Origin of the sequence: Acinetobacter sp. ANC 4779 (assembly GCF_004331055.1) — a bacterium.
In the GTDB taxonomy this organism is placed as follows: domain Bacteria; phylum Pseudomonadota; class Gammaproteobacteria; order Pseudomonadales; family Moraxellaceae; genus Acinetobacter.
Genome location: NZ_SJNU01000001.1, coordinates 143594 through 163905 on the forward strand (window position 1 = coordinate 143594; position 20312 = coordinate 163905).

At 40.0% G+C, this 20312-nt stretch carries 21 protein-coding genes and 4 tRNA genes; 16 read left to right on the forward strand and 9 right to left on the reverse strand.

What is annotated here, in order from left to right:
- Nucleotides 1-25: 25 nt before the first annotated feature.
- Nucleotides 26-778, reverse strand: a complete 753-nt coding sequence (rpsB, locus tag E0H80_RS00680; protein WP_067867857.1) for a 30S ribosomal protein S2 — start codon at nucleotides 776-778, stop codon at nucleotides 26-28.
- Nucleotides 779-987: 209 nt separating this feature from the next.
- On the opposite strand from rpsB, the gene map reads away from it, so the two are divergent.
- On the forward strand, nucleotides 988-1812 hold the full coding sequence (gene map, locus E0H80_RS00685; protein ID WP_131362291.1) for a type I methionyl aminopeptidase: 825 nt from the start codon (nucleotides 988-990) through the stop codon (nucleotides 1810-1812).
- A gap of 308 nt (nucleotides 1813-2120) precedes the next feature.
- Nucleotides 2121-3347 carry a pyridoxal phosphate-dependent aminotransferase gene (locus tag E0H80_RS00690; protein WP_131362293.1) on the forward strand — a complete coding sequence of 409 codons (1227 nt, stop codon included), beginning with the start codon at nucleotides 2121-2123 and terminating at the stop codon, nucleotides 3345-3347.
- A gap of 312 nt (nucleotides 3348-3659) precedes the next feature.
- On the opposite strand, the gene E0H80_RS16740 is transcribed toward E0H80_RS00690, so the two are convergent.
- Nucleotides 3660-3839 (reverse strand): hypothetical protein, encoded by a 180-nt coding sequence (locus E0H80_RS16740; protein ID WP_228259922.1) that lies wholly within the window; start codon nucleotides 3837-3839, stop codon nucleotides 3660-3662.
- Between the two features lie 302 nt (nucleotides 3840-4141).
- Between E0H80_RS16740 and E0H80_RS00700 the strand changes: the two genes are divergently transcribed.
- On the forward strand, nucleotides 4142-4573 hold the full coding sequence (locus E0H80_RS00700) for a PaaI family thioesterase (RefSeq protein ID WP_131362297.1): 432 nt from the start codon (nucleotides 4142-4144) through the stop codon (nucleotides 4571-4573).
- Between the two features lie 75 nt (nucleotides 4574-4648).
- Here E0H80_RS00700 and E0H80_RS00705 read toward each other — a convergent pair whose 3' ends face one another.
- The gene (locus E0H80_RS00705; protein ID WP_131362299.1) at nucleotides 4649-5107 is read right to left on the reverse strand and encodes a hypothetical protein; all 459 of its coding nucleotides are present in this window, start codon (nucleotides 5105-5107) and stop codon (nucleotides 4649-4651) included.
- A 238-nt stretch (nucleotides 5108-5345) separates the two neighbouring features.
- On the opposite strand from E0H80_RS00705, the gene E0H80_RS00710 reads away from it, so the two are divergent.
- A tRNA-Asn gene (locus tag E0H80_RS00710) sits at nucleotides 5346-5421 on the forward strand.
- Between the two features lie 455 nt (nucleotides 5422-5876).
- Here E0H80_RS00710 and E0H80_RS00715 read toward each other — a convergent pair.
- The gene (locus tag E0H80_RS00715; RefSeq protein WP_131362301.1) at nucleotides 5877-7058 is read right to left on the reverse strand and encodes a S1C family serine protease; all 1182 of its coding nucleotides are present in this window, start codon (nucleotides 7056-7058) and stop codon (nucleotides 5877-5879) included.
- A 170-nt stretch (nucleotides 7059-7228) separates the two neighbouring features.
- On the opposite strand from E0H80_RS00715, the gene E0H80_RS00720 reads away from it, so the two are divergent.
- The 6 genes from E0H80_RS00720 (at nucleotide 7229) to E0H80_RS00745 (ending at nucleotide 10025) form a co-directional block, all read left to right on the forward strand.
- Entirely contained in the window at nucleotides 7229-7987 is a 759-nt protein-coding gene (locus tag E0H80_RS00720; RefSeq protein WP_131362305.1) for a Nif3-like dinuclear metal center hexameric protein, read from the forward strand.
- A gap of 153 nt (nucleotides 7988-8140) precedes the next feature.
- Nucleotides 8141-8767, forward strand: a complete 627-nt coding sequence (locus tag E0H80_RS00725) for a superoxide dismutase (RefSeq protein WP_131362309.1) — start codon at nucleotides 8141-8143, stop codon at nucleotides 8765-8767.
- A gap of 158 nt (nucleotides 8768-8925) precedes the next feature.
- A tRNA-Asn gene (locus tag E0H80_RS00730) sits at nucleotides 8926-9001 on the forward strand.
- 5 nt (nucleotides 9002-9006) lie between these two features.
- A tRNA-Asn gene (locus E0H80_RS00735) sits at nucleotides 9007-9082 on the forward strand.
- Between the two features lie 367 nt (nucleotides 9083-9449).
- Nucleotides 9450-9525, forward strand: a tRNA-Asn gene (locus tag E0H80_RS00740).
- Between the two features lie 56 nt (nucleotides 9526-9581).
- Nucleotides 9582-10025, forward strand: a complete 444-nt coding sequence (locus E0H80_RS00745) for a DUF2726 domain-containing protein (RefSeq protein WP_131362311.1) — start codon at nucleotides 9582-9584, stop codon at nucleotides 10023-10025.
- 250 nt (nucleotides 10026-10275) lie between these two features.
- Here the strand turns inward: E0H80_RS00745 and ubiA are convergent, their stop codons facing one another.
- From ubiA to glnA, 4 genes are all read right to left on the reverse strand, one after another.
- Nucleotides 10276-11154, reverse strand: a complete 879-nt coding sequence (gene ubiA / locus E0H80_RS00750; RefSeq protein ID WP_131362314.1) for a 4-hydroxybenzoate octaprenyltransferase — start codon at nucleotides 11152-11154, stop codon at nucleotides 10276-10278.
- A gap of 33 nt (nucleotides 11155-11187) precedes the next feature.
- On the reverse strand, nucleotides 11188-11688 hold the full coding sequence (locus tag E0H80_RS00755; protein ID WP_131362316.1) for a chorismate--pyruvate lyase family protein: 501 nt from the start codon (nucleotides 11686-11688) through the stop codon (nucleotides 11188-11190).
- 113 nt (nucleotides 11689-11801) lie between these two features.
- The gene (locus tag E0H80_RS00760; protein ID WP_131362318.1) at nucleotides 11802-12077 is read right to left on the reverse strand and encodes a hypothetical protein; all 276 of its coding nucleotides are present in this window, start codon (nucleotides 12075-12077) and stop codon (nucleotides 11802-11804) included.
- Nucleotides 12078-12170: 93 nt separating this feature from the next.
- A complete protein-coding gene (glnA, locus tag E0H80_RS00765) occupies nucleotides 12171-13586 on the reverse strand; it encodes a type I glutamate--ammonia ligase (RefSeq protein WP_171457791.1) in 1416 nt (471 codons plus the stop codon).
- Nucleotides 13587-14555: 969 nt separating this feature from the next.
- Between glnA and E0H80_RS00770 the strand changes: the two genes are divergently transcribed.
- From E0H80_RS00770 to E0H80_RS00795, 6 genes are all read left to right on the forward strand, one after another.
- Nucleotides 14556-15140, forward strand: a complete 585-nt coding sequence (locus E0H80_RS00770) for an anthranilate synthase component II (RefSeq protein WP_131362323.1) — start codon at nucleotides 14556-14558, stop codon at nucleotides 15138-15140.
- 8 nt (nucleotides 15141-15148) lie between these two features.
- Nucleotides 15149-16195: an anthranilate phosphoribosyltransferase gene (gene trpD, locus E0H80_RS00775; protein ID WP_067867894.1), complete on the forward strand. Its 1047-nt coding sequence runs from the start codon at nucleotides 15149-15151 to the stop codon at nucleotides 16193-16195.
- Nucleotides 16196-16216: 21 nt separating this feature from the next.
- The gene (gene trpC, locus E0H80_RS00780) at nucleotides 16217-17023 is read left to right on the forward strand and encodes an indole-3-glycerol phosphate synthase TrpC (protein WP_131362326.1); all 807 of its coding nucleotides are present in this window, start codon (nucleotides 16217-16219) and stop codon (nucleotides 17021-17023) included.
- A 15-nt stretch (nucleotides 17024-17038) separates the two neighbouring features.
- A complete protein-coding gene (locus tag E0H80_RS00785) occupies nucleotides 17039-17725 on the forward strand; it encodes a Smr/MutS family protein (protein ID WP_067867903.1) in 687 nt (228 codons plus the stop codon).
- 94 nt (nucleotides 17726-17819) lie between these two features.
- Entirely contained in the window at nucleotides 17820-18368 is a 549-nt protein-coding gene (folE, locus tag E0H80_RS00790; RefSeq protein ID WP_171255394.1) for a GTP cyclohydrolase I FolE, read from the forward strand.
- Between the two features lie 96 nt (nucleotides 18369-18464).
- Nucleotides 18465-18824 (forward strand): cupin domain-containing protein, encoded by a 360-nt coding sequence (locus E0H80_RS00795; RefSeq protein WP_131362330.1) that lies wholly within the window; start codon nucleotides 18465-18467, stop codon nucleotides 18822-18824.
- 77 nt (nucleotides 18825-18901) lie between these two features.
- On the opposite strand, the gene E0H80_RS00800 is transcribed toward E0H80_RS00795, so the two are convergent.
- Nucleotides 18902-20263, reverse strand: coding sequence for a diguanylate cyclase (locus tag E0H80_RS00800; RefSeq protein WP_131362333.1), 1362 nt, complete (start codon nucleotides 20261-20263; stop codon nucleotides 18902-18904).
- Nucleotides 20264-20312: the final 49 nt, after the last annotated feature.

Below are 20312 nucleotides of genomic sequence, written 5' to 3' on the forward strand. Positions count from 1 at the left end.
AATGACAAACCTGCGTCAAAACGCATTAAGCCTCTGGAGCTTCTTTAGCAACTTCTTCAACTTTAGCTTGAGCGTTTGCTTGTGATTGAGCGTACTCTTTACCAGCAAGAATCGCATCAGCCATAGCAGAAGCGTAAAGTGTAACGGCACGGATTGCATCGTCATTACCCGGAATAACGTAGTCTACGTTGTCTGGATTAGAGTTTGTATCAACGATACCGATTACAGGAATACCAAGGTTTTTAGCTTCTTTAATCGCGATTGATTCGTGGTCAACGTCGATTACGAATAATGCGTCAGGTAAACCACCCATGTTTTTAACGCCGCCTAAAGCACGTTCAAGTTTTTCCATCTCGCGAGTACGTTCTAAAGCTTCACGTTTAGTAAGCTTAAGGAAAGTACCGTCTTGAGATTGAGTTTGAAGGTCTTTTAAACGGTTGATTGATTGACGAAGAGTTTTCCAGTTCGTCAACATACCACCTAACCAACGGTGATCAACATATGGTTGACCAGCGCGTTGCGCTTGTTCACGGATGATGTTAGATGCAGCACGTTTAGTACCAACGAACAATACTTTGTTCTTTTTGCTAGCAAGATTGTTAACAAAGTTCAAAGCATCATTTAACGCAGGAACAGTGTGTTCAAGGTTGATGATGTGAATTTTGTTACGCGCACCAAAGATGTATTCACGCATCTTTGGATTCCAGAAACGAGTTTGGTGACCAAAGTGCGCGCCTGCTTGAAGAAGGTCGCGCATGCTTACGTTGTAATCTGCCATTTTCTTTACCTTAAAGTTTGGGTTAGGCCTCCATATATCCGCATTCTCCACTCTTTGCAGAGCACCCAGAGAAATGTGTCGATATATGTGCGGATTTTGTTGCCCCATCCAACAAAGCCCGTGAAATTTATTCACGAAAAAGCATTTGATAAAATGGGCGGCTATTTATACCATAGTCACATACAAATTTCCAAAAGTTTTTAGAGATCATGAACAGTACTTATCAAGCTCCACGTCGACTCATTAAAACCCCTGACGAAATTGAAAAAATGCGTGTAGCGGGACGACTGGCAGCAGAAATTCTGGATATGATCAAACCGCATATTGTTCCGGGTGTGACGACCCTTGAGCTTGATACGATTTGTCATGACTATATTGTTAACAAACAAGATGCCATTCCAGCTTGTTTAGGTTACGGTGCAGCGCCCGGTCGTCCTGCATTCCAGCATGTGATCTGTACATCTGTAAACCATGTGGTGTGCCACGGCATTCCATCTGACACCAAAGTATTAAAAAAAGGCGACATTTTAAATATTGATGTCACTGTCATTAAAGACGGTTACCACGGCGATACCAACATGATGTACATCGTCGGTGGTGAAACTTCTATTTTAGCTGACCGCCTGTGTAAAGTTGCTCAAGAAGCCATGTACCGCGGTATGGAAACGGTTAAACCGGGTTCAACCATTGGCAATATTGGTAATGCCATTCAAAAATATGTTGAATCTGAACGTTTTAGCGTTGTACGTGAATATTGTGGTCATGGTATTGGCACAGTATTCCATGACGAACCTCAAGTTCTTCATTACGGTCAACCGAATACCGGCATGGTTCTGGAAGAAGGAATGACGTTCACCATCGAACCTATGGTGAATGCTGGTGTTTGGCAAACCAAACTACTGGGTGATAAATGGACTGTAGTCACTAAAGATCATAAGTTATCTGCACAATATGAACACACCCTTTTAGTAACCAAAACAGGTGTTGAAGTACTGACTGCACGTCCTGAAGAAGATTTATCCCGTTTCATGTAATTGTTTTATTTAAATCGCATCTTATAAAATGGCTACTTCACGGTAGCCATTTTTATGTTTAAGCTTTTTTATTTCATCCAGTCACGTTAGTTAGATTAAAGCTCTTGCCCAACATTCAATTTCTTGAGTTATTTTATCTGCTTAGATAAACCTAAAATCGCATCCATTAAAGCCAAAACGATTAAAACAATTATTCATAAAAATATATTTTTTACATATCGTCTATTTCTTGCACCCCTTTCTCCTGTCTTTTAGGCTAAGATAGTGTGCTTTTTTATTTTTTAATCCCTATAAGAAGGAATACTGCCGTGGACGTACGTCTCTCTGATCGTGTCAATGCCATCAAACCGTCCCCTACACTTGCTGTTACCAATAAGGCTGCTGAACTTAAAGCTGCTGGTAAAAACGTAATTGGTTTGGGCGCAGGTGAACCAGATTTTGATACCCCACAACACATCAAAGATGCAGCAATTACTGCGATCAACAACGGCTTTACAAAATATACCGCTGTTGACGGTACTCCAAGTCTTAAAAAAGCGATTATCGCGAAATTTAAACGTGACAATAATCTTGACTATGCAGCAAACCAAATTTTGGTTTCTTGCGGCGGCAAACAATCATTCTTTAACTTGGCACTTGCTTTGTTAAACAAAGGTGATGAAGTGATCATCCCTGCGCCATACTGGGTAAGCTATCCAGACATGGTGATCATCGCTGAAGGTGTTCCTGTTGTTGTTAAATGTGGTGAAGAACAACGTTTCAAAATCACTCCAGCTCAATTAGAAGCAGCAATCACTGATAAGACTCGTTTAGTGGTACTTAATAGTCCATCTAACCCGACTGGTATGATCTATACCAAAGAAGAACTTGTTGCTTTGGCTGATGTGCTTCGTAAATACCCAGAAGTCATGGTTGCTTCAGATGACATGTACGAACCAATCCGTTGGGATGACGAGTTCTACAACATCGCAACTGTTGCTCCAGACCTGTATGACCGCGTAATCGTGCTTAATGGTGTGTCTAAAGCCTATGCAATGACTGGCTGGCGTATTGGCTATGCAGCGGGTCCTGCTAAACTGATTGGCGCAATGAAAAAAATCCAGTCTCAATCCACTTCAAACCCAACTTCAATTTCGCAAGTTGCTGCTGAAGCTGCATTGAATGGTCCTCAAGATGTGCTTGAGCCTATGATTGAAGCATTTAAGCGTCGTCACGACCTAGTAATGGACGGCTTAAATGCAATCAACGGTATTTCTTGCCTTCCAGCTGATGGTGCATTCTATGCTTATGCAAACATCAAACCGTTAATTCGTGCAAAAGGTTTAAAATCTTGCACAGAATTCTCTGCATGGTTATTGGAAGAAACTGGCGTTGCTGTTGTTCCTGGTGATGCCTTCGGTCTTGGTGGCTTTATGCGTATTTCTTACGCAACTGCTGACGAAGTGCTTGTTGATGCGCTTGCTCGTATTAAGAAAGCGGCTGATTCAATTGAAGGCGTAGACGCTGCGATTGCTTCAATTGCTGCTGAAAAATAATCTGCCTTAAAAATAGATTTAAAAAACCCGCGAAATTCGCGGGTTTTTTTATGAATTAAAAATCTAATTTTTATTTAAAAAATCATTATGTGTAGTTTTACAACTATTATCTGATCAAACTCTGTTGTTGCTACAACCTTTTCTATATTTTGAATCATGCATAGAAACCTCGCCAAAACTCATCAAAATTATTATTGATCACTTTGAGAAAATAAGGCGATGATCTTATCTTCAGTCCACTTTTTGGTTTATTTGTAAAACTATAAAATTTAGGTTTATGATCAATATAATTTTCACATGCAGCTTTAAATCTTATAGTTGCTCATTTAAAATCACGACCTTGATAGCACAATAGCTAAAATCCCGGCTACGCCAAAACAAAGTGGTACCAGACTGATTACAAAAACCCCGCCCACACGCCAAAGAAGGGTAAATCAATAAATTTTTCTTGTCAGTAAAGACCAAACTGTTCTGACTCGCATCAATAGTCATTATTCCGCTGCTTTGTCTACGACACATCGAACAATGACATATGTGAACCTGATGATTCCGCGAACATGAAAAGTGGGTGAACCAGCTAAGCAGACCTTATATGTTTTTATCTATTTTTATTTTTCTTAAAGATTAACGTAGCGGCATCTTAATATTTTATACAAGAAAATTTCTTACAATTTGTTTGCCTACTCTTGAAGTAAAGGCAGTTGAATAGTCCTTGACGAATTTCAAGCATCTGGTTAATTTGAATTTAAGTTCTTTTTTAGAACTTATCAATCCAAGAAAGGAAAATGAATAGAATGAATCCCAAAGAAATGACAGGACTACAACTGTTACAAGCCATGTGTACAGGAAAAATTCCAGCTGCAAGTATTAGTGAAACCATTCCTATGCAACCTTACGAAGTTTCAGAAGGAATAATTCATTTCACGGTAAAAGCAGATCATCGCCATTTAAACCCTTTAGGCGGCGTACACGGCGGTTTTGCAGCAACCGTACTGGATTCTGTCACTGGTTGTGCCGTACACAGCATGCTGGAAGCAGGCGTAGGTTATGGCACGATCGACTTAAATATAAAAATGTGCCGTCCTATCCCTCAGGATAAAGAGCTTCATGCCGTGGGTACAGTCATTAATCTCAGCAAAAACTTGGGTATTTCTGAAGGTAAAATTATCGATGAAGATGGCAAACTTTATGCGCATGCGACTGCGACTTGCATGATTATCCGTTAAGGTTAAATCCGGTCTTTAAAAAAGATAAGAAAAAGAGCTTAAGTTAAACACTTAAGCTCTATAGTTTAATCAGGATTAGCTCGCTGATTCAAATGATTTCGTTAGCGCTGCAAAGTCGACTTCTGGGCGTGAAGTGCCTTTATAAATACATAAATATTTAAACACGCTATCGAGTGATACAGCGAGTTTTTTGTGTTCCGATATTGACCAGACTTTAGAATTATTGCGTCCCGATAAAGCGCTGCCATTCAACTGATATAAATACAAATCATGATCACGTTGCAAAGCTTGCTTGCGACCCTTCGAATAACTGTCTAAAAGCAATTGACAAGGCGAATTAATTAACCATTTATCGCTAAACCAAAGCTGCAATAAATCACCCAAATACAAGTTCTGAGTCCCGACAGGCCACACTTGGATATAAGCATCTTCTACCGCAGTTTGATATTGCTCGGGGTTTTGAATAATAGACAGGTAATTGTCTTGATAAAAAGATAAATTTGAAAAGATTTCGGCAATCGTAAGCGTATGCATTCGCTTTCTCCTGTTTAGCCATTTTAGTGCTGGCAAGTTGGTTTAAATCCACACTGGTTGAACTTTCATTCAAACGCTCTGTTATGCATTTAATCTAACAAGCCGATTTTGGCTGTGCAAGTTTTTTTAACGTTTTTGATTTATTTGTCTAAATAAAAAGCATACAGCACAAAAATGAAGGAATCATGACACTTTTAGCTTGACCCTCCACCAAATCTCCTTATAATCGCAGGCAGATTCTCCAATAGCTCAGTCGGTAGAGCGACGGACTGTTAATCCGCAGGTCCCTGGTTCGAGCCCAGGTTGGAGAGCCAAATACGAAAAAGCCCGCAGCATTAAAGCGGGCTTTTTTCTGCCTGAATAATCTATAACTGTTTAAATTATTATAAAAACAATTATCCAAATTTTCTGTTTTCCCATTAAATCTATACGGCCTATCTAAAACATCAAGTTACATTATTCATAAGTAGAAATGTTTTGAGATTTAAAAAATTTATTATTTAAGAATAACCAGCTTTGAGTGGACTCCCCATATATTTTGAGATCATTATTTGGACCTTTCCAAAGTAGAGACATACTCTACGCAAAGACATAAAAACTGAATTAACAAACTAAAGCATTCTGATTTTATCAACGGAATCTTAAACATTTTTTGATTTATAAAAATTATCTAATGAGTAAGCAATAAATTAGTAACAAAAGAAAAAGCGCATCGGAATGCGCTTTTTCTTTCTTTATTCCATCTCAAAATTGGATGGCTATACATTCTTTATTGCTGAGGCAAAGGAATATATTGTGAATTATTATTCTGCGCTTTACGTTCAGCCACCACTACATCCACGGTTAAGGGTTTCTCACCTCGCACGACTTCAACTTTAATCGTGCTATTTGGAGCTTGCAATGCAACATAATTAATCAGGTGAGATGCCGAATTGATCGGTTCGCCATTCACTTGGACAATCTTGTCGCCTTTTTTAATTCCCGCTTTGGCTGCTGGGCCTTGAGGAAGTACATCTGCAACCACAACACCCGTGTGCTTAGGTTCAAGAATGTTATCCTGTTGCACTGGCATCAGGCTGATTCCCAGCCAGCCACGAACCACACGACCATCTTTCAAAATTGAATTCAGTATTTGCTGACAAACTTTCGCAGGAATGGCAAAACCAATACCCAGTGAACCACCCGATTGAGAGAAAATAGCTGTGTTCACACCAATCAAATTACCCGCCACATCAATCAGCGCACCACCCGAGTTACCCGGATTAATCGCAGCATCTGTCTGAATAAAATCTTCATAGGTGTTGATGCCCAAATCCGAACGGTTGGTGGCAGAAATAATCCCTTGAGTCACGGTTTGCCCCACACCAAACGGATTACCAATAGCAAGAACAACATCACCCACTTCATTGCCACTCAGTTTAAACGGTAAAACCGGAAGCTTGTCTAATTCAATCTTGATTACGGCAAGATCAGAATCGGGATCTGTGCCAATAATTTTTGCTACAGCGCGACGCCCGTCATTTAACCCGACTACAATCTGATCAGCCTGTGCAACCACATGATTGTTGGTCAAGATATAACCATCAGAACGCACAATAACCCCCGAGCCCAGGCTATTTTCATTTTGTTCCTGACCCAATTGATCCGGTGCTTGATCACCAAAAAATTCACGAAATGCAGGATCATTTAACAAAGGATGTTCAGCTTGCTTTACTTTCTGGGTGGTAAAAATATTCACCACCGCAGGCGCAGCCACTTTAACCGCAGCATTATAAGAATCAATAGCGCCTGTTCGAGTCGTACTGACTAACGGCTCTACTTTTTCTACCGGCATTTTTACGCCATCAGCCGCAACAGGTGCTTTAGGCTGCTGGTATTGTTGCCATGCAAGAAAACCGAGCGTGACCAAAATGAGTAAAACCCAAGGTAACCATATAAATGTGCGGCGCACGTTATTTTCCTCTAATAATATTTTAATTCGTTGATGACTAAGTAATTTATGTGCCATTGTAAAATGAAATACAGCAGGAAACATAAAATAGTGCAAGAGTTTTGTCATGCTTTAGTTACAATTCAAAATATGTTTTGATGATGTTAAATATTTAGGCTTTTGAGAAATTTATGGCAAAGCTCGACGAGATTATTCAGTGGTGTAACCAAACCCTGAAATCACACGAATTTAAAGACTATGCACCCAATGGTCTACAAATTGAAGGTAAATCCGATGTTAATAAAATCTTGTGTGCGGTGACTGCATCACAAGATGCAATTGAAGCCGCGATTAAACAAGGGGCCGATTTGCTGCTGGTCCATCACGGCTATTTTTGGAAAGGTGAACCCTACCCGATTACCGGGATGCGCGGCAAACGCATAAAAAGTTTAATTCAACATGATATTTCATTGGCCGCCTATCACTTACCTTTAGATAGTCACCCTACTTTAGGTAACAATGCGGCGATTGCGGATCTTTTAGCATTAGAAAATATTGAAGCTTTAGATCCAAGCGAACGCAATCCGATTGGCAATATTGGTTATTTAAAACAACCCGTGTCCGCGGAAGAGTTTAAGTTATATGTGTCGCAGCGTTTAGATTTTAATGCCATCCATCTTCCTGCTGATAAAACCTCAATCCAAAAAATTGGTTTCTGTACCGGTGGAGCACAAGATTTTATTGGCAAAGCGGCTGAACAAAATTGTGATGCCTACATTTCAGGTGAGGTCAGTGAGCGTACTTTTTACGAAGCCAAAGAATTGAATGTGCATTATTACGCTTGCGGGCATCATGCAACCGAACGTTATGGTGTACAACGTCTGGCAAAAGCTATTTCAGAACAGTTCGATATTGAGTATAGTTACCTTGAATTAAACAATCCGATTTAATTCAAATTTGACGGATTGACATTTTCTTTAAACGTATAAATTCAGGCTTTATTGTGTATTGTTATTTATAAGCAATGCGCAATTCAGGTCAAGAATCTATTACAATAAGGGCACTTAATGTCAAAACCCAGCAAAACGCAAGGAATTGAAAAAATGACAACGATTACTTTACCGGCACTTCCATACGGTTATGAAGATCTTGCTCCACACATTAGCAAAGAAACTCTAGAATACCATCACGACAAACACCACAATACCTATGTTGTTAACCTTAACAACTTAATTAAAGGTACTGAGCTTGAAGGTAAAACTTTAGAAGAAATCATCAAAGCATCTGCGGGTGATGCTTCTAAAGTTGGCGTATTTAACAACGCTGCTCAAGTTTGGAACCATACATTCTACTGGAACTGTATGGCTAAAAACGGTGGCGGTAAAGCGACTGGTACTTTAGCTGCTAAAATTGATGAAGCTTTCGGCTCTTATGAAAAATTTGCTGAAGAATTTGCTGCTGCTGCAACAACTCAATTCGGTTCAGGTTGGGCTTGGTTAGTTGCTGACGAAGTAAATGGCAACCTTTCTATTCTTAAAACTGCAAATGCTGATACTCCACTTGCTCACGGTAAAGTGGCTGTGTTGACAATTGACGTTTGGGAACATGCTTATTACATCGACTACCGTAATGCACGTCCTGTTTACATCAAAACTTTCCTAGAAAGCTTGGTAAACTGGGATTATGCAAATGCTAAATATGCTGGCCAAGAAGCTGGTGTTGAAAAATAAAATTTGAAATAAATTTTATTTAGGCACAAAAAAACCGCCCTTTATGGGTGGTTTTTTTATTTTTAGGGCATATCTGCATAATTATAAGGCAAATGATTCATTTGTTTATATTTACGTGTTGACGACTTAGCTTTTCATCCCTAAAATGCGCATCAGATTCTCCAATAGCTCAGTCGGTAGAGCGACGGACTGTTAATCCGCAGGTCCCTGGTTCGAGCCCAGGTTGGAGAGCCATCTATTCTTCCATAGCTCAGTTGGTAGAGCGACGGACTGTTAATCCGCAGGTCCCTGGTTCGAGCCCAGGTGGAAGAGCCAGATTCTAAAAAGCCCACTCATCATGCAGTGGGCTTTTTTTATTCGCTAATTTTTATTTAAACCTTAGATTATTTCCTATCTATTTTCTTCGCTTATTAAAATTTAGTCATGTTCATGCAAATAAAAATATTTTAATAAATCCCATAAACGCAACAAGCTGAGTCTACCAACGCTGAGCTGATGTAATTGATCAACGAATACTGCAAAGCACAGCCCTTACAAAGCAAAGAAAACTATATAAACTTAATAAAATCACTTAAATAATCAGCAATAAGTTTATTTTTAAAACATTCAGTTCATTTTCCTGATTTTTTTAAGCATAAGCCCTTGACCCCTTCAACTTAGATACATAGAATGCGTACCAGATTCTCCAATAGCTCAGTCGGTAGAGCGACGGACTGTTAATCCGCAGGTCCCTGGTTCGAGCCCAGGTTGGAGAGCCAAATTCTAAAAACCCACTCTACTTGAGTGGGTTTTTTCTTATCTGTAGATTCATATCGTGTTTAATTCCAGTTCATCTACCTTTCTTGTTATTGGTATTATTGCCAGTCTTGCATTGATCATTCTATATGCTCAGCAATACTGCAAAAGCAAAAAAAAGTTTTATCCGAAACGCGTCATTACCCCTTATGAATGCAGAATGTACGTTCGTTTAAAAGAAGCTTTTCCGCAATATCATGTTTTGGCACAAGTTGCCTTTAGTGCACTCATTACCAGTCATCATCTTAAAATTCGTAACCAGTTCAATCGCAAAGTCACCGATTTCGTTTTACTTAATGAATCACTACAAGTTTTAGTGATTATTGAGCTAGATGACCCGACGCATTTATACAAAGTTGAAGAGGATAAATTTCGCGACCATATGCTGCATGAAGCAGGTTATCGTGTATTACGTTACACCGAAATTCCAAATGTCAGACAATTGCATAAAGACATTCTTTAACCCACCCTTTAGCAAGCCTATTTCTCTATATCACCAGGACTACTAGCGCTAATGTCATCAGCGTCAATGTTAGTCGACAGGATGAATAGAATACGGAATCATTTGCACAAAACTGTGTGACTCAAATCTAATACCTTCTTTTATTGCGAGTTGTTTCGTTACCCTGATATTTTAATCAAGTATAAAAAGCCTCTACTCAATTATAGCGTAGAGGCTTTTGATAAAACTCAGCTTTTAAATCAACTTAGCATTAAAGCAATGCAATAAAGATCCCGACAAAAATAATCAGCCCCACCCAACGATTATGACGGAATGCCCAAAAGCAGAGTTGCGGATTTCTGTCCTTGGTTTTTGTCCACTGATAAATGAAGTCAGCAACTACCACAAGCAAAGCCATTAATCCAAAAGGCACCAGTAAAGCTTCACGATACAAAGCCGCACCGATCAGCAATACACTTGCGGCCTGTAATAACGAGATGATTTCGATGTCATATTTTCCGAATAAAATCGCAGTTGATTTCACCCCAATTTTTAAATCATATTCGCGGTCAGTAATGGCATATTGCGTATCATAAGCCACTGTCCAAGCCAAGTTACCAAAGTATAAAAGCCAACAGGTCAGATCAGGTGTCTGCCCAACTGCGGTATATGCCATCGGAATAGACCACGAAAATGCCGCCCCTAAAAAAACCTGAGGCAAGTTGGTATAGCGTTTCATAAAAGGATATATAAAGGCCAATATCAACGCACCAAATGACCAGTAAAAGCTCTCTACGGGTAAAAAAAACAACAAGCAGGCACTTGCTGCAACAAGAATTAAAAACACCCAGATGGCTTCTATTGGCTTAATGACTCCGGTCGCTAAAGGCCGGTCTTTGGTTCGGGCAACAGCGCCATCCACTTTACGGTCAGCAAAGTCGTTTATGGCACAACCTGCTGCCCGCATAAAAATCACACCCAAGCTCATCAACAACAGTATTTTTAAGTCGGGGATGCCTTTTCCTGCAATCCACAATGCCCACATGGTCGGCCAAAACACCAGCTCTGTACCAATTGGCTTATCAAAACGACATAAATAGTAATACGCTGCTAAACGCTCACGCCCTGTAATTTGCTGTGCAGTAGCCATGACTGTCCCTTAACCAAATTTCTGTTCAATATTTTATTGTGAAGTATTTTGCTGAATAAACTGTTCAAACGCAGGCAAGAAAGTCTCTTGAACAATAAATTTACAACCATGCCAAGTATAGCAACTTTGCCGCGTCCAACCTTCTTCCAGCAAAATCACACGACGTTCACAATATGGATCGGTTCGCTGAAACAAGAACCAGCCAATCGGCTTTTTGCCAATATGCTGAAAGATACGTGCACGAGATTGCAGACTTAAAATCGGAAAGATACTTTTTGCTTTCACCCAAGGCTGGGCTTCACAGCCATATAAATAACTTTCACGCACCCACGAGGTATGCTGATGCGGCATGTTCATCCATTGGCTGTCTGCAAAACTTAAACGCAAAAAATGCTCATGGATGGGCTGTACTTTAAATCGTCCATCCGCCAGATCTGTCAGCTGCTGCGTGAGTGAACCCGATGCATACAACCATTCACGTAATTCAGCAGGGATCTGTTTATCCTGGCGTTTACATGCTCGCTTGTTTTGCATAAGCCCTCTGCTCGTTTAGGTTGATTAATTTTAATCTCATATATACATCATGTTAGCAATAGCCAGTGTTAACCCAGCCATTCCTCTCCCCCATCATATTCAATCAAATGCGCTTAACAATTATCCGTCTTGGCAATCACTTCAAATTTACCCTGCGCTGTCTTGATTAAAATCATCCCTTCAGCACTCAAATAAAAACTTTGCGGATAGACATAATCCAGCGCCAACTCTGGATTTTTTAATCCGACAAATTCTGCCTGCTTATAACCTTCCACGGTACGCCCTACTTCTAGATACGTCACGGCAGAAAAATTCATTTTAAAACCTTGCTCATGATCTTTAGGATCAATCCATGGGTAAAAGCTGGTGTGTTTTTTACGTTGTGCCATAAATTTATAGGCTGAGTAGTGGTTAATAATAGTGATGATACAAAAAAACCCGCTACTAGAGCGGGTTTTTTTACACTGAAATTCTGTTAAGAATTACAAGCTGTAGTACATCTCAAACTCAACTGGGTGAGTTGTCGTATTTAAACGGCGAACTTCTTCAGTTTTAACTTCGATATAGGCATCAAGCATATCTTTAGTGAACACGCCACCTTTCAACAGGTATTCATGATCCGCTTGAAGTGCTTCAAGTGCCATATCTAAGCTATGTGCAACTGTAGGAATTTTCGCTTCTTCTTCAGGAGGAAGATCATACAAGTTTTTATCAGCAGCTTCACCTGGGTGAATCTTGTTTTGGATACCGTCAAGACCAGCCATCAATAATGCCGCGAAACCTAAGTACGGGTTCATCATTGGATCTGGGAAACGTGCTTCAATACGTTTGCCTTTCGGGCTAGACACGTAAGGAATACGGATAGAAGCAGAACGGTTACGTGCTGAGTAAGCAAGCATAATCGGAGCTTCATAATGTGGCACTAAACGCTTGTACGAGTTAGTAGAAGGGTTAGTAATTGCATTCAATGAACGCGCATGCTTGATCACACCGCCAATGAAGTACAATGCCATTTCTGACAAGCCTGCATATTCATCACCAGCAAACAGGTTCTTACCATCTTTAGCGATTGAGATGTGAACGTGCATACCAGAACCGTTATCGCCAACCATTGGTTTAGGCATAAAGGTTGCTGTTTTAGCGTATTGGTGCGCAACATTCCAAACTGCATATTTGAACTGTTGAACTTCGTCTGCTTTACGCACCATGGTGTTGAAGCTCACACCAATTTCTAACTGGCAAGATGCAACTTCGTGGTGATGTACTTCAACACGACCAGGCCCCATAATGTCTTCGATTTTTGCACACATTTCTGCACGCATATCATGTGAAGAATCTACAGGAGGAACTGGGAAGTAACCGCCTTTAACACGTGGACGGTGACCAGAGTTACCGCCTTCATAGTCTTTGTTGGTTGACCATGCAGCTTCTTCAGCGATTAATGTATGGCGCGCGCCAGACATATCGATTTCCCATTTCACTTCGTCAAAAACGAAGAATTCTGGTTCTGGACCAAAGAATGCAGTATCACCAATACCCGTAGATTTTAAATACTCTTCTGCACGGCGAGCAATTGAACGTGGGTCACGGTCGTAACCTTGACCAGTTGAAGGCTCGATCACGTCACAGGTAACAACAACTGTTGCTTCAGCAAAGAACGGATCAAGGAAGCAGGTTTCAGCATCTGGACGTAAAATCATGTCAGATGCTTCGATGCCTTTCCAACCTTCGATTGAAGAACCATCAAACATTTTACCGTCTTCAAATGTATCTTCGTCAATCGTATCTGCTGGGTAAGTTACGTGTTGCTCTTTACCCTTAGTATCAGTAAAGCGAAAATCGACCCATTTTGCGCCACTTTCTTGGATGAGTTGAAGGACCTTGTTCGCCATGCTCATTGTGCTCCGATGATTTTTTGTTGCACCTGCTAAGTGCGTGTTAGTAGTTGGCATTTATTAAGCAATTCTCATACCAACTTTTAAAAACAAAGATAAAATATTGAATTCTTTATCAGAATAGAAGATTTAGATACTTTCGTTTGAGGCTATTATACTGTGTGCAAATGTAAATGCACCATATTCAAACACACTTCATTACTTTTGGTTAAAAAGCTACTTTCAGTGTACTAAAATGGTGCGAATTTATTTTTAAAAGTTGTAAATAATCTTTTTTTATCTCTATTTGGCTTAATATTCATCGCTTGAGATTAAAATAAATACTTAAAAGTTAATTTTCAACCATGTTGATGATTTTATTGTTGAATATATCAACTGTTAAATCTAAACCACTCCGGTAAATTTCAATTTAAAATCAAATTATCTGATTATTTTTTCAAGAATTTTACATTTAATCTGGTTTAACCCGTAATTTTTTTTATTCATTGCACAAACAAATGCTGTGCGCCATTTTGGTGATAAAGGTGAGATATTATTTCCTTCTATTTATATCCCTTTATGCATATGAAACATAGCTTGAATTTATCAATTTTAATACAAATAAAACTTACTTATAGTAAGTCTATTACTCAAATTTAATTTTATCTATTTATTCATTGATTTCAACTCTTAAAAAGCCTGCATTTTATTCAAAAGTGGATTCAATAGTTGAACTAAACATCGATGAATTTCATTCAAGATAAAATGCAAATAAATCAGCTTATTCTCATGCGGTGATTCCTCTAAAATCATTATCATAGAAATAGTTCAGCAGAAAATGCTTATTTTTTGCTATGATTATTCGCACTCCATTTTTGACTTGTTTTTGTTAGCCTCATTTATATCAGGCGAGCTACTAAAAAATAGCAATCATGCGAGTATTCCTGGACTATTCGAGCACATTTAAGTGCGTAATTTTCAATAGGTTAGCTCATGCTTTTAATGATCGACAATTATGACTCCTTTACCTACAACATCGTCCAATATTTTGGCGAGTTAAATCAAGACGTAAAAGTAGTCCGTAATGATGCCGTGACATTGGAAGATATCCAGCGATGGCAACCTCAGTATTTAGTGATTGGTCCTGGTCCTTGCTCACCCAGTGAAGCAGGCATTTCAATTCCCGCAATTCAGCACTTTGCCGGCAAAATTCCATTGCTTGGCGTGTGTTTGGGTCATCAGGCCATTGGTCAAGCTTTTGGTGGCGATATTATTCGCGCAAAGAACGTCATGCACGGTCGTTTGTCCGATATGCATCACAGCAATAAAGGCATCTTCAGCAATCTGCCTTCTCCATTTTCGGCAACGCGCTATCATTCACTGGTGATTGATCAGGCGACCGTACCAGATTGTTTGGAAGTAACCTGCTGGACCAATGAAGCCGATGGCAGCATGGAAGAAATCATGGGTGTAAAACATAAGACATTGGCCGTTGAAGGCGTGCAGTTCCACCCTGAATCAATTTTGAGCCAGCATGGCCATCAAATCTTCCAAAACTTTTTAGAAATTTATGCATAGTGAACACCATGAATATTCAACAAGCTTTAAATAATATTACCAAACAGATTCACCTGACTCAGCCGCAAATGGAAGATGTGATGCGCAGCATCATGTCCGGTGAAGCAACCGATGCTCAAATCGGTGCGCTGATGATGGGCTTACGCTTGAAAGGCGAAAGTATTGATGAAATTACTGCAGCCGCTCGTGTAATGCGTGAATTTGCGATTAAAATCGATGTCAGTGATATTCCCCATCTGGTCGATATTGTCGGTACTGGCGGTGACGGTCAAAACCTGTTTAATGTCTCTACGGCATCCAGTTTTGTGATTGCTGCTGCTGGCGCAACCATTGCCAAGCACGGTAATCGAGGCGTATCTTCAAAATCAGGTTCATCGGACTTGCTTGAAAAAGCAGGGATTAACCTGAACCTGAATATGCAGCAAACAGAACGCTGTATCCGTGAAATGGGGGTCGGCTTTTTATTTGCACCGAATCATCACAAAGCCATGAAATATGCTGTGGGTCCACGTCAAGAACTGGGTATTCGAAGTATTTTCAACTTGCTTGGCCCACTGACCAATCCGGCTGGGGTACAACGTTTTGTACTGGGTGTATTCTCGAATGAACTGTGCCGCCCGATTGCCGAAGTCATGAAACAATTGGGTGCTGAACATGTCATGGTGGTTCATTCCAAAGACGGTCTGGATGAAATCAGTCTGGCATCTTCAACTTATGTCGCTGAACTGAAAGATGGTGAAATCACTGAATGGATGATTAGCCCTGAAGATGTCGATATTGAATCACAAACTTTGACCGGTTTAATTGTGGAAGATTCAGCTGAAAGTCTGGCCTTAATTAAAGATGCTTTAGGTAAGAAAAAATCGGCAAAGGGTGAAAAAGCGGCCAATATGATTGCACTCAATGCAGGTGCAGGCATCTATGTATCGGGCTTAACCACCAGCTACAAACAAGGTGTGGCACTCGCACATGACATTATTTACGGTGGACAAGCTTTAGAAAAAATGAGCGTTTTGTCTGAATTCACCAAAACCCTCAAAGAATATGAAGCTTAAGGCTATAAAGGAAATCTTGTCATGATAGATATCTCAAATACCATTTTAGGTAAAATTGTTGACCGCAAGCAGATAGAATTTGCTGTACGTTTAAAGCAACATAGCTATAAAGATGTGGAAGAACTGGCGCAGGCAGCGACACCTGTACGTGGTTTCGCAAAATCTTTGCTTGGTAAACGTCCAGGTGTAATTGCTGAAATTAAAAAAGCCTCACCGTCTAAAGGCGTGATTCGCGAAAATTTCAATCCGGCTGTAATTGCACAGCAATATGAGCAAGCCGGGGCAGCCTGTTTGTCGGTACTGACTGATGTGGACTTTTTCCAAGGTGCGGACGAAAATATTGCCATTGCTCGTTCACATTGTACTCTTCCTGCTCTACGTAAGGATTTCCTGATTGATCCTTATGGTGTGATTGAAGCACGTGCCCTGCATGCAGACTGTATTCTTTTAATTGTGGCTTGTCTGTCTAACCAGCAACTGGAAGAAATGTCTAAAACAGCCTTTGAACATAATTTAGATGTCCTGGTTGAAGTGCATGATGAAGCTGAGCTTGAACGTGCACTGAGACTTTCAGAGCGTTGTCTGTTAGGCGTGAATAACCGCAATTTAAAAACCTTTGATGTCGACTTAAATACATCTCTACGTTTGAAGAAATTGCTTGAGCCCTCACGTTTACTGGTGACTGAAAGTGGTATTGCCACACCAAATGATGTCCACATGATGCAAGAACATGATATTCATGCCTTCCTTGTGGGTGAAAGTTTTATGAAACAGCCTCGTCCAGATCATGCATTCACCGCATTATTTGGTCAGCCTGAAACTGTTTAATGAATAATTAAGATTATGAGTAAACATGATTCTTCGCTTTCGAAAGATCAGTACAACTTGCTGAAATCTTTTAAAAAGCAAATTACTAATCCGCATTCAACTGCTCTTGCTCAACAACCTGAGCCTAAAGCTCAGGCCCAGCAAGAACAGGAAGATGATTTCGATTTGTTCCAAAAATCGATGCAAGGTGTCAAAAAAATGGACACCAGTAATATTGCGCCGGTTGAAAAGAACAAAAAGAAAAAAATGGATGCACAAACCTTAGCCAAACGTGCTTCAGCCACGGGGCCAATGCAAATAGACAATGCAGAGCTTTCAGACACCCAAGCCATGCTGAACCCGGTTGCTAGTCAAGCCACCTTAAGCTATCGCATTGGCACTTTACAGCATAAGGTTTTTGAAGATTTAAAAGCCGGTAATCTGCGCTGGTTTGAAGCAGTTGACCTGCATGGTTGTACAGTTGAAGATGCGCGATCTGCGGTGTTACAGATTATTCAAATGGCCAAAGATGAAAATCAGAATGTCATTAAGATTGTGCATGGCAAAGGGCCAGAAGCCATTTTAAAAACCTATGTCAATGGCTGGCTTCGTCAACACCGTGATGTGTTAGCATTTGTCAGTGCACCTGAAAAACAGGGTGGCACGGGTGCCGTTTTGGTTTTATTAAAACGCGCAGAAAAAAACCCTAAATTTAAACAGTAAGCAGAATTTTTCCCCAAAACAGGGCATTATAGCGGTTTTCTGCTACAATGCCGTCCTTGTTCGATATCAGTGTAAGTGAACACGTCTTATGTCTATGCAGCAATCCTACGCCAACATTTTAACTGCAGTTGGTGAAGATCTTAATCGTCCTGGTCTTAAAGATACGCCAATGCGCGCTGCTAAAGCTTTTTCGTATTTAACGTCTGGATATAGCAAAACTTTAGAAGAAGTGACCAATAGTGCAGTCTTCCCTTCTGACAACCGTGAAATGGTTTTAGTCAAGAATATTGAATTCTATTCTTTATGTGAACACCATTTATTTCCTTTTTACGGTCGTGTGCATATTGCTTATTTACCTGAAGGGAATGTTTTAGGTCTATCTAAATTTGCCCGCATTACTGAAATGTTTGCACGTCGTTTGCAAATTCAGGAAAACCTGACTCAGCAAATTGCTGAAGCGGTGGCTGAAGTCACTCAAGCACGCGGTGTTGCCGTGATGATTGATTCTGCACATATGTGTATGATGATGCGCGGTGTCGGCAAACAGGAATCCACTACACGTACGGTTTCTTTTATTGGAGATTTTAAAACCAATAAAGAAGAACGTCGTGAGTTTTTAAGTGCTTTACCTGAAAATTACTAAGTTTGAAAGATTCAAAAAAGCCCCGACGAACCGGGGCTTTTTTATGGATGCTTTTATATTTTTCGTTTACGCAACTCTTAACTTTAAGGATAAGTCATGTCATCTATTTGGTTAGCAGGTCACGGTTTGACTCAGACTCAGGCAGCTATTGACTATCCTCATCCTGATCGTCTGGTTGCAGGCAACCCTAAACGGATAACCCAAAGCTTATATGCGCATCCCAATATGAACTGTGGCATCTGGACGTGTGAAGTGGGAGCATGGAAGATTCAATTTGCTGCCAACAAACAGGAATTCTTTCAGGTGATTGAAGGTCTGGTACGCTTACATGATGCCAAAACACAAAGTTTTGTCGAAATTAAAGCAGGTGAAGCCGGCATTATCCCACCCGGTTTTACCGGTAAATTTGAAGTGCTTGAAGCGGTTAAAAAATATTTTGTCGTGGTTGAAGCCTAAAGCTGTTTTTACCCCTAGATTATACCGAGCACTTTGTTCGCCCTGTACACAGTCTAAATGATGTTCCACGCTTAACGCTATTTGCCTAAATAAACGTTATTGCGCCCATTATTTTTTGCAGCATAAAGCGCTGAATCTGCCGCATCCAGGAAACGTTGATAATCGGGATGTCCATCGTAAAGTGAACAACCGATACTGACGGTAAAATTAAAACTACTGCCCGCAGCGGTACGAATAGGCGTTTCCTGAACACGTGTGCGGATATTTTCCGCAATTTCCTGCGCTCGGGTTAAATCACTATCCACCAGAAGCAACAAAAATTCTTCCCCACCCGCTCGGAATGCATAATCACTGCCCCTCACCGACTCCAGCAACACTTCACCAATAAACTGTAACGCCAAATCACCGGCTGCATGACCGTATTTGTCATTAATTCGCTTAAAGTAATCGGCATCAATTGCCAGCAAGGACAATGGCACATTATTTTTTCGAGAAAAATTAATCTCGCGGGAAATAATGGTATTTAAATAGCGTCGATTAAGCAGCTGAGTTAAAGAATCATTTCCTGAATCAATATATTCAGCAACCTGAAAAATCTGTTCGACCAAATGCTGGATTTCTCTATTTTTCTCACGTATGTGTTGGATCAATTCAATGGTTTTATCTTTTTCAACACACGCTAAAACATTTTCATTTAACTGGTCAATCTCATAAATTCGCTCAATGATGACATCGACTTGCTCTGAACCTGTAAATGCATAGGCTGCTTTATGAATAAACCATAAACCAAACTCAGATTTCGATAATAAAGGATGCTTAAAATCGACCTTGTCTGAAAAAACTTTAAACATCAGCTCATTTTCCCAGTCCAGTAATGAGCTACGTTGCTTATCTTTTTGTACGGCTACATCTTGCATGGCTGAAAATAAACGGTAGGTATGCTTGATGTCATTACTTTTTTCTATATTCACTTCATAAGAACGGCACATGATTTCAGACGCAAAACCCAGTACCTGAATAATATAATTGATAATGACGAAACTATTTTCCTGTACTTTACAGGATTGCAGATTAAATACTTTATTTTCAATCTCCCGCACACCACGCATGATCAACCAGGAAGGAATCCCGATACGCGCATGAACTGTTCCCACCACCAGCTGTTTCTTTGAAATTTCTTCGAAGTTCTGCTGAAATGGCACATTAAAACAATCGAGAAGCCATTGGTTCAAAGTTGCTTTTAAACGGTTTTGAACAAGATTGTCCGAAAGAAAATAGGATGCTTCTTTTTCTTGCATAATATTTTTATAGAACTCATCCACCAAAACGAGTGAATGGGTTTGAATAAATTGAAAAGTGTCATTTAAATCAGTTGTAGAATAACCAGCACAAATCGATTTCCATTGCTCCGCCAGCATGGCAATACTCTCTGTATTCATACAATTGATCCAACAGCTTTAAAATTGAAAGGGAGATAATTAGTTTATA

What these genes read in the sequence shown, in the direction of transcription:
- E0H80_RS00800 (WP_131362333.1), bottom strand. Translation starts at nt 20,263, where the DNA reads ATGAATACAGAGAGTATTGCCATGCTGGCGGAGCAATGGAAATCGATT.
- E0H80_RS00755 (WP_131362316.1), bottom strand. Translation starts at nt 11,688, where the DNA reads ATGCAAAACAAGCGAGCATGTAAACGCCAGGATAAACAGATCCCTGCT.
- E0H80_RS00785 (WP_067867903.1), top strand. Translation starts at nt 17,039, where the DNA reads ATGAGTAAACATGATTCTTCGCTTTCGAAAGATCAGTACAACTTGCTG.
- E0H80_RS00770 (WP_131362323.1), top strand. Translation starts at nt 14,556, where the DNA reads ATGCTTTTAATGATCGACAATTATGACTCCTTTACCTACAACATCGTC.
- E0H80_RS16740 (WP_228259922.1), bottom strand. Translation starts at nt 3,839, where the DNA reads ATGACTATTGATGCGAGTCAGAACAGTTTGGTCTTTACTGACAAGAAA.
- rpsB (WP_067867857.1), bottom strand. Translation starts at nt 778, where the DNA reads ATGGCAGATTACAACGTAAGCATGCGCGACCTTCTTCAAGCAGGCGCG.
- glnA (WP_171457791.1), bottom strand. Translation starts at nt 13,586, where the DNA reads ATGAGCATGGCGAACAAGGTCCTTCAACTCATCCAAGAAAGTGGCGCA.
- E0H80_RS00795 (WP_131362330.1), top strand. Translation starts at nt 18,465, where the DNA reads ATGTCATCTATTTGGTTAGCAGGTCACGGTTTGACTCAGACTCAGGCA.
- E0H80_RS00720 (WP_131362305.1), top strand. Translation starts at nt 7,229, where the DNA reads ATGGCAAAGCTCGACGAGATTATTCAGTGGTGTAACCAAACCCTGAAA.
- E0H80_RS00700 (WP_131362297.1), top strand. Translation starts at nt 4,142, where the DNA reads ATGAATCCCAAAGAAATGACAGGACTACAACTGTTACAAGCCATGTGT.
- trpD (WP_067867894.1), top strand. Translation starts at nt 15,149, where the DNA reads ATGAATATTCAACAAGCTTTAAATAATATTACCAAACAGATTCACCTG.
- folE (WP_171255394.1), top strand. Translation starts at nt 17,820, where the DNA reads ATGCAGCAATCCTACGCCAACATTTTAACTGCAGTTGGTGAAGATCTT.
- E0H80_RS00760 (WP_131362318.1), bottom strand. Translation starts at nt 12,077, where the DNA reads ATGGCACAACGTAAAAAACACACCAGCTTTTACCCATGGATTGATCCT.
- E0H80_RS00725 (WP_131362309.1), top strand. Translation starts at nt 8,141, where the DNA reads ATGACAACGATTACTTTACCGGCACTTCCATACGGTTATGAAGATCTT.
- map (WP_131362291.1), top strand. Translation starts at nt 988, where the DNA reads ATGAACAGTACTTATCAAGCTCCACGTCGACTCATTAAAACCCCTGAC.
- E0H80_RS00705 (WP_131362299.1), bottom strand. Translation starts at nt 5,107, where the DNA reads ATGCATACGCTTACGATTGCCGAAATCTTTTCAAATTTATCTTTTTAT.
- trpC (WP_131362326.1), top strand. Translation starts at nt 16,217, where the DNA reads ATGATAGATATCTCAAATACCATTTTAGGTAAAATTGTTGACCGCAAG.
- ubiA (WP_131362314.1), bottom strand. Translation starts at nt 11,154, where the DNA reads ATGGCTACTGCACAGCAAATTACAGGGCGTGAGCGTTTAGCAGCGTAT.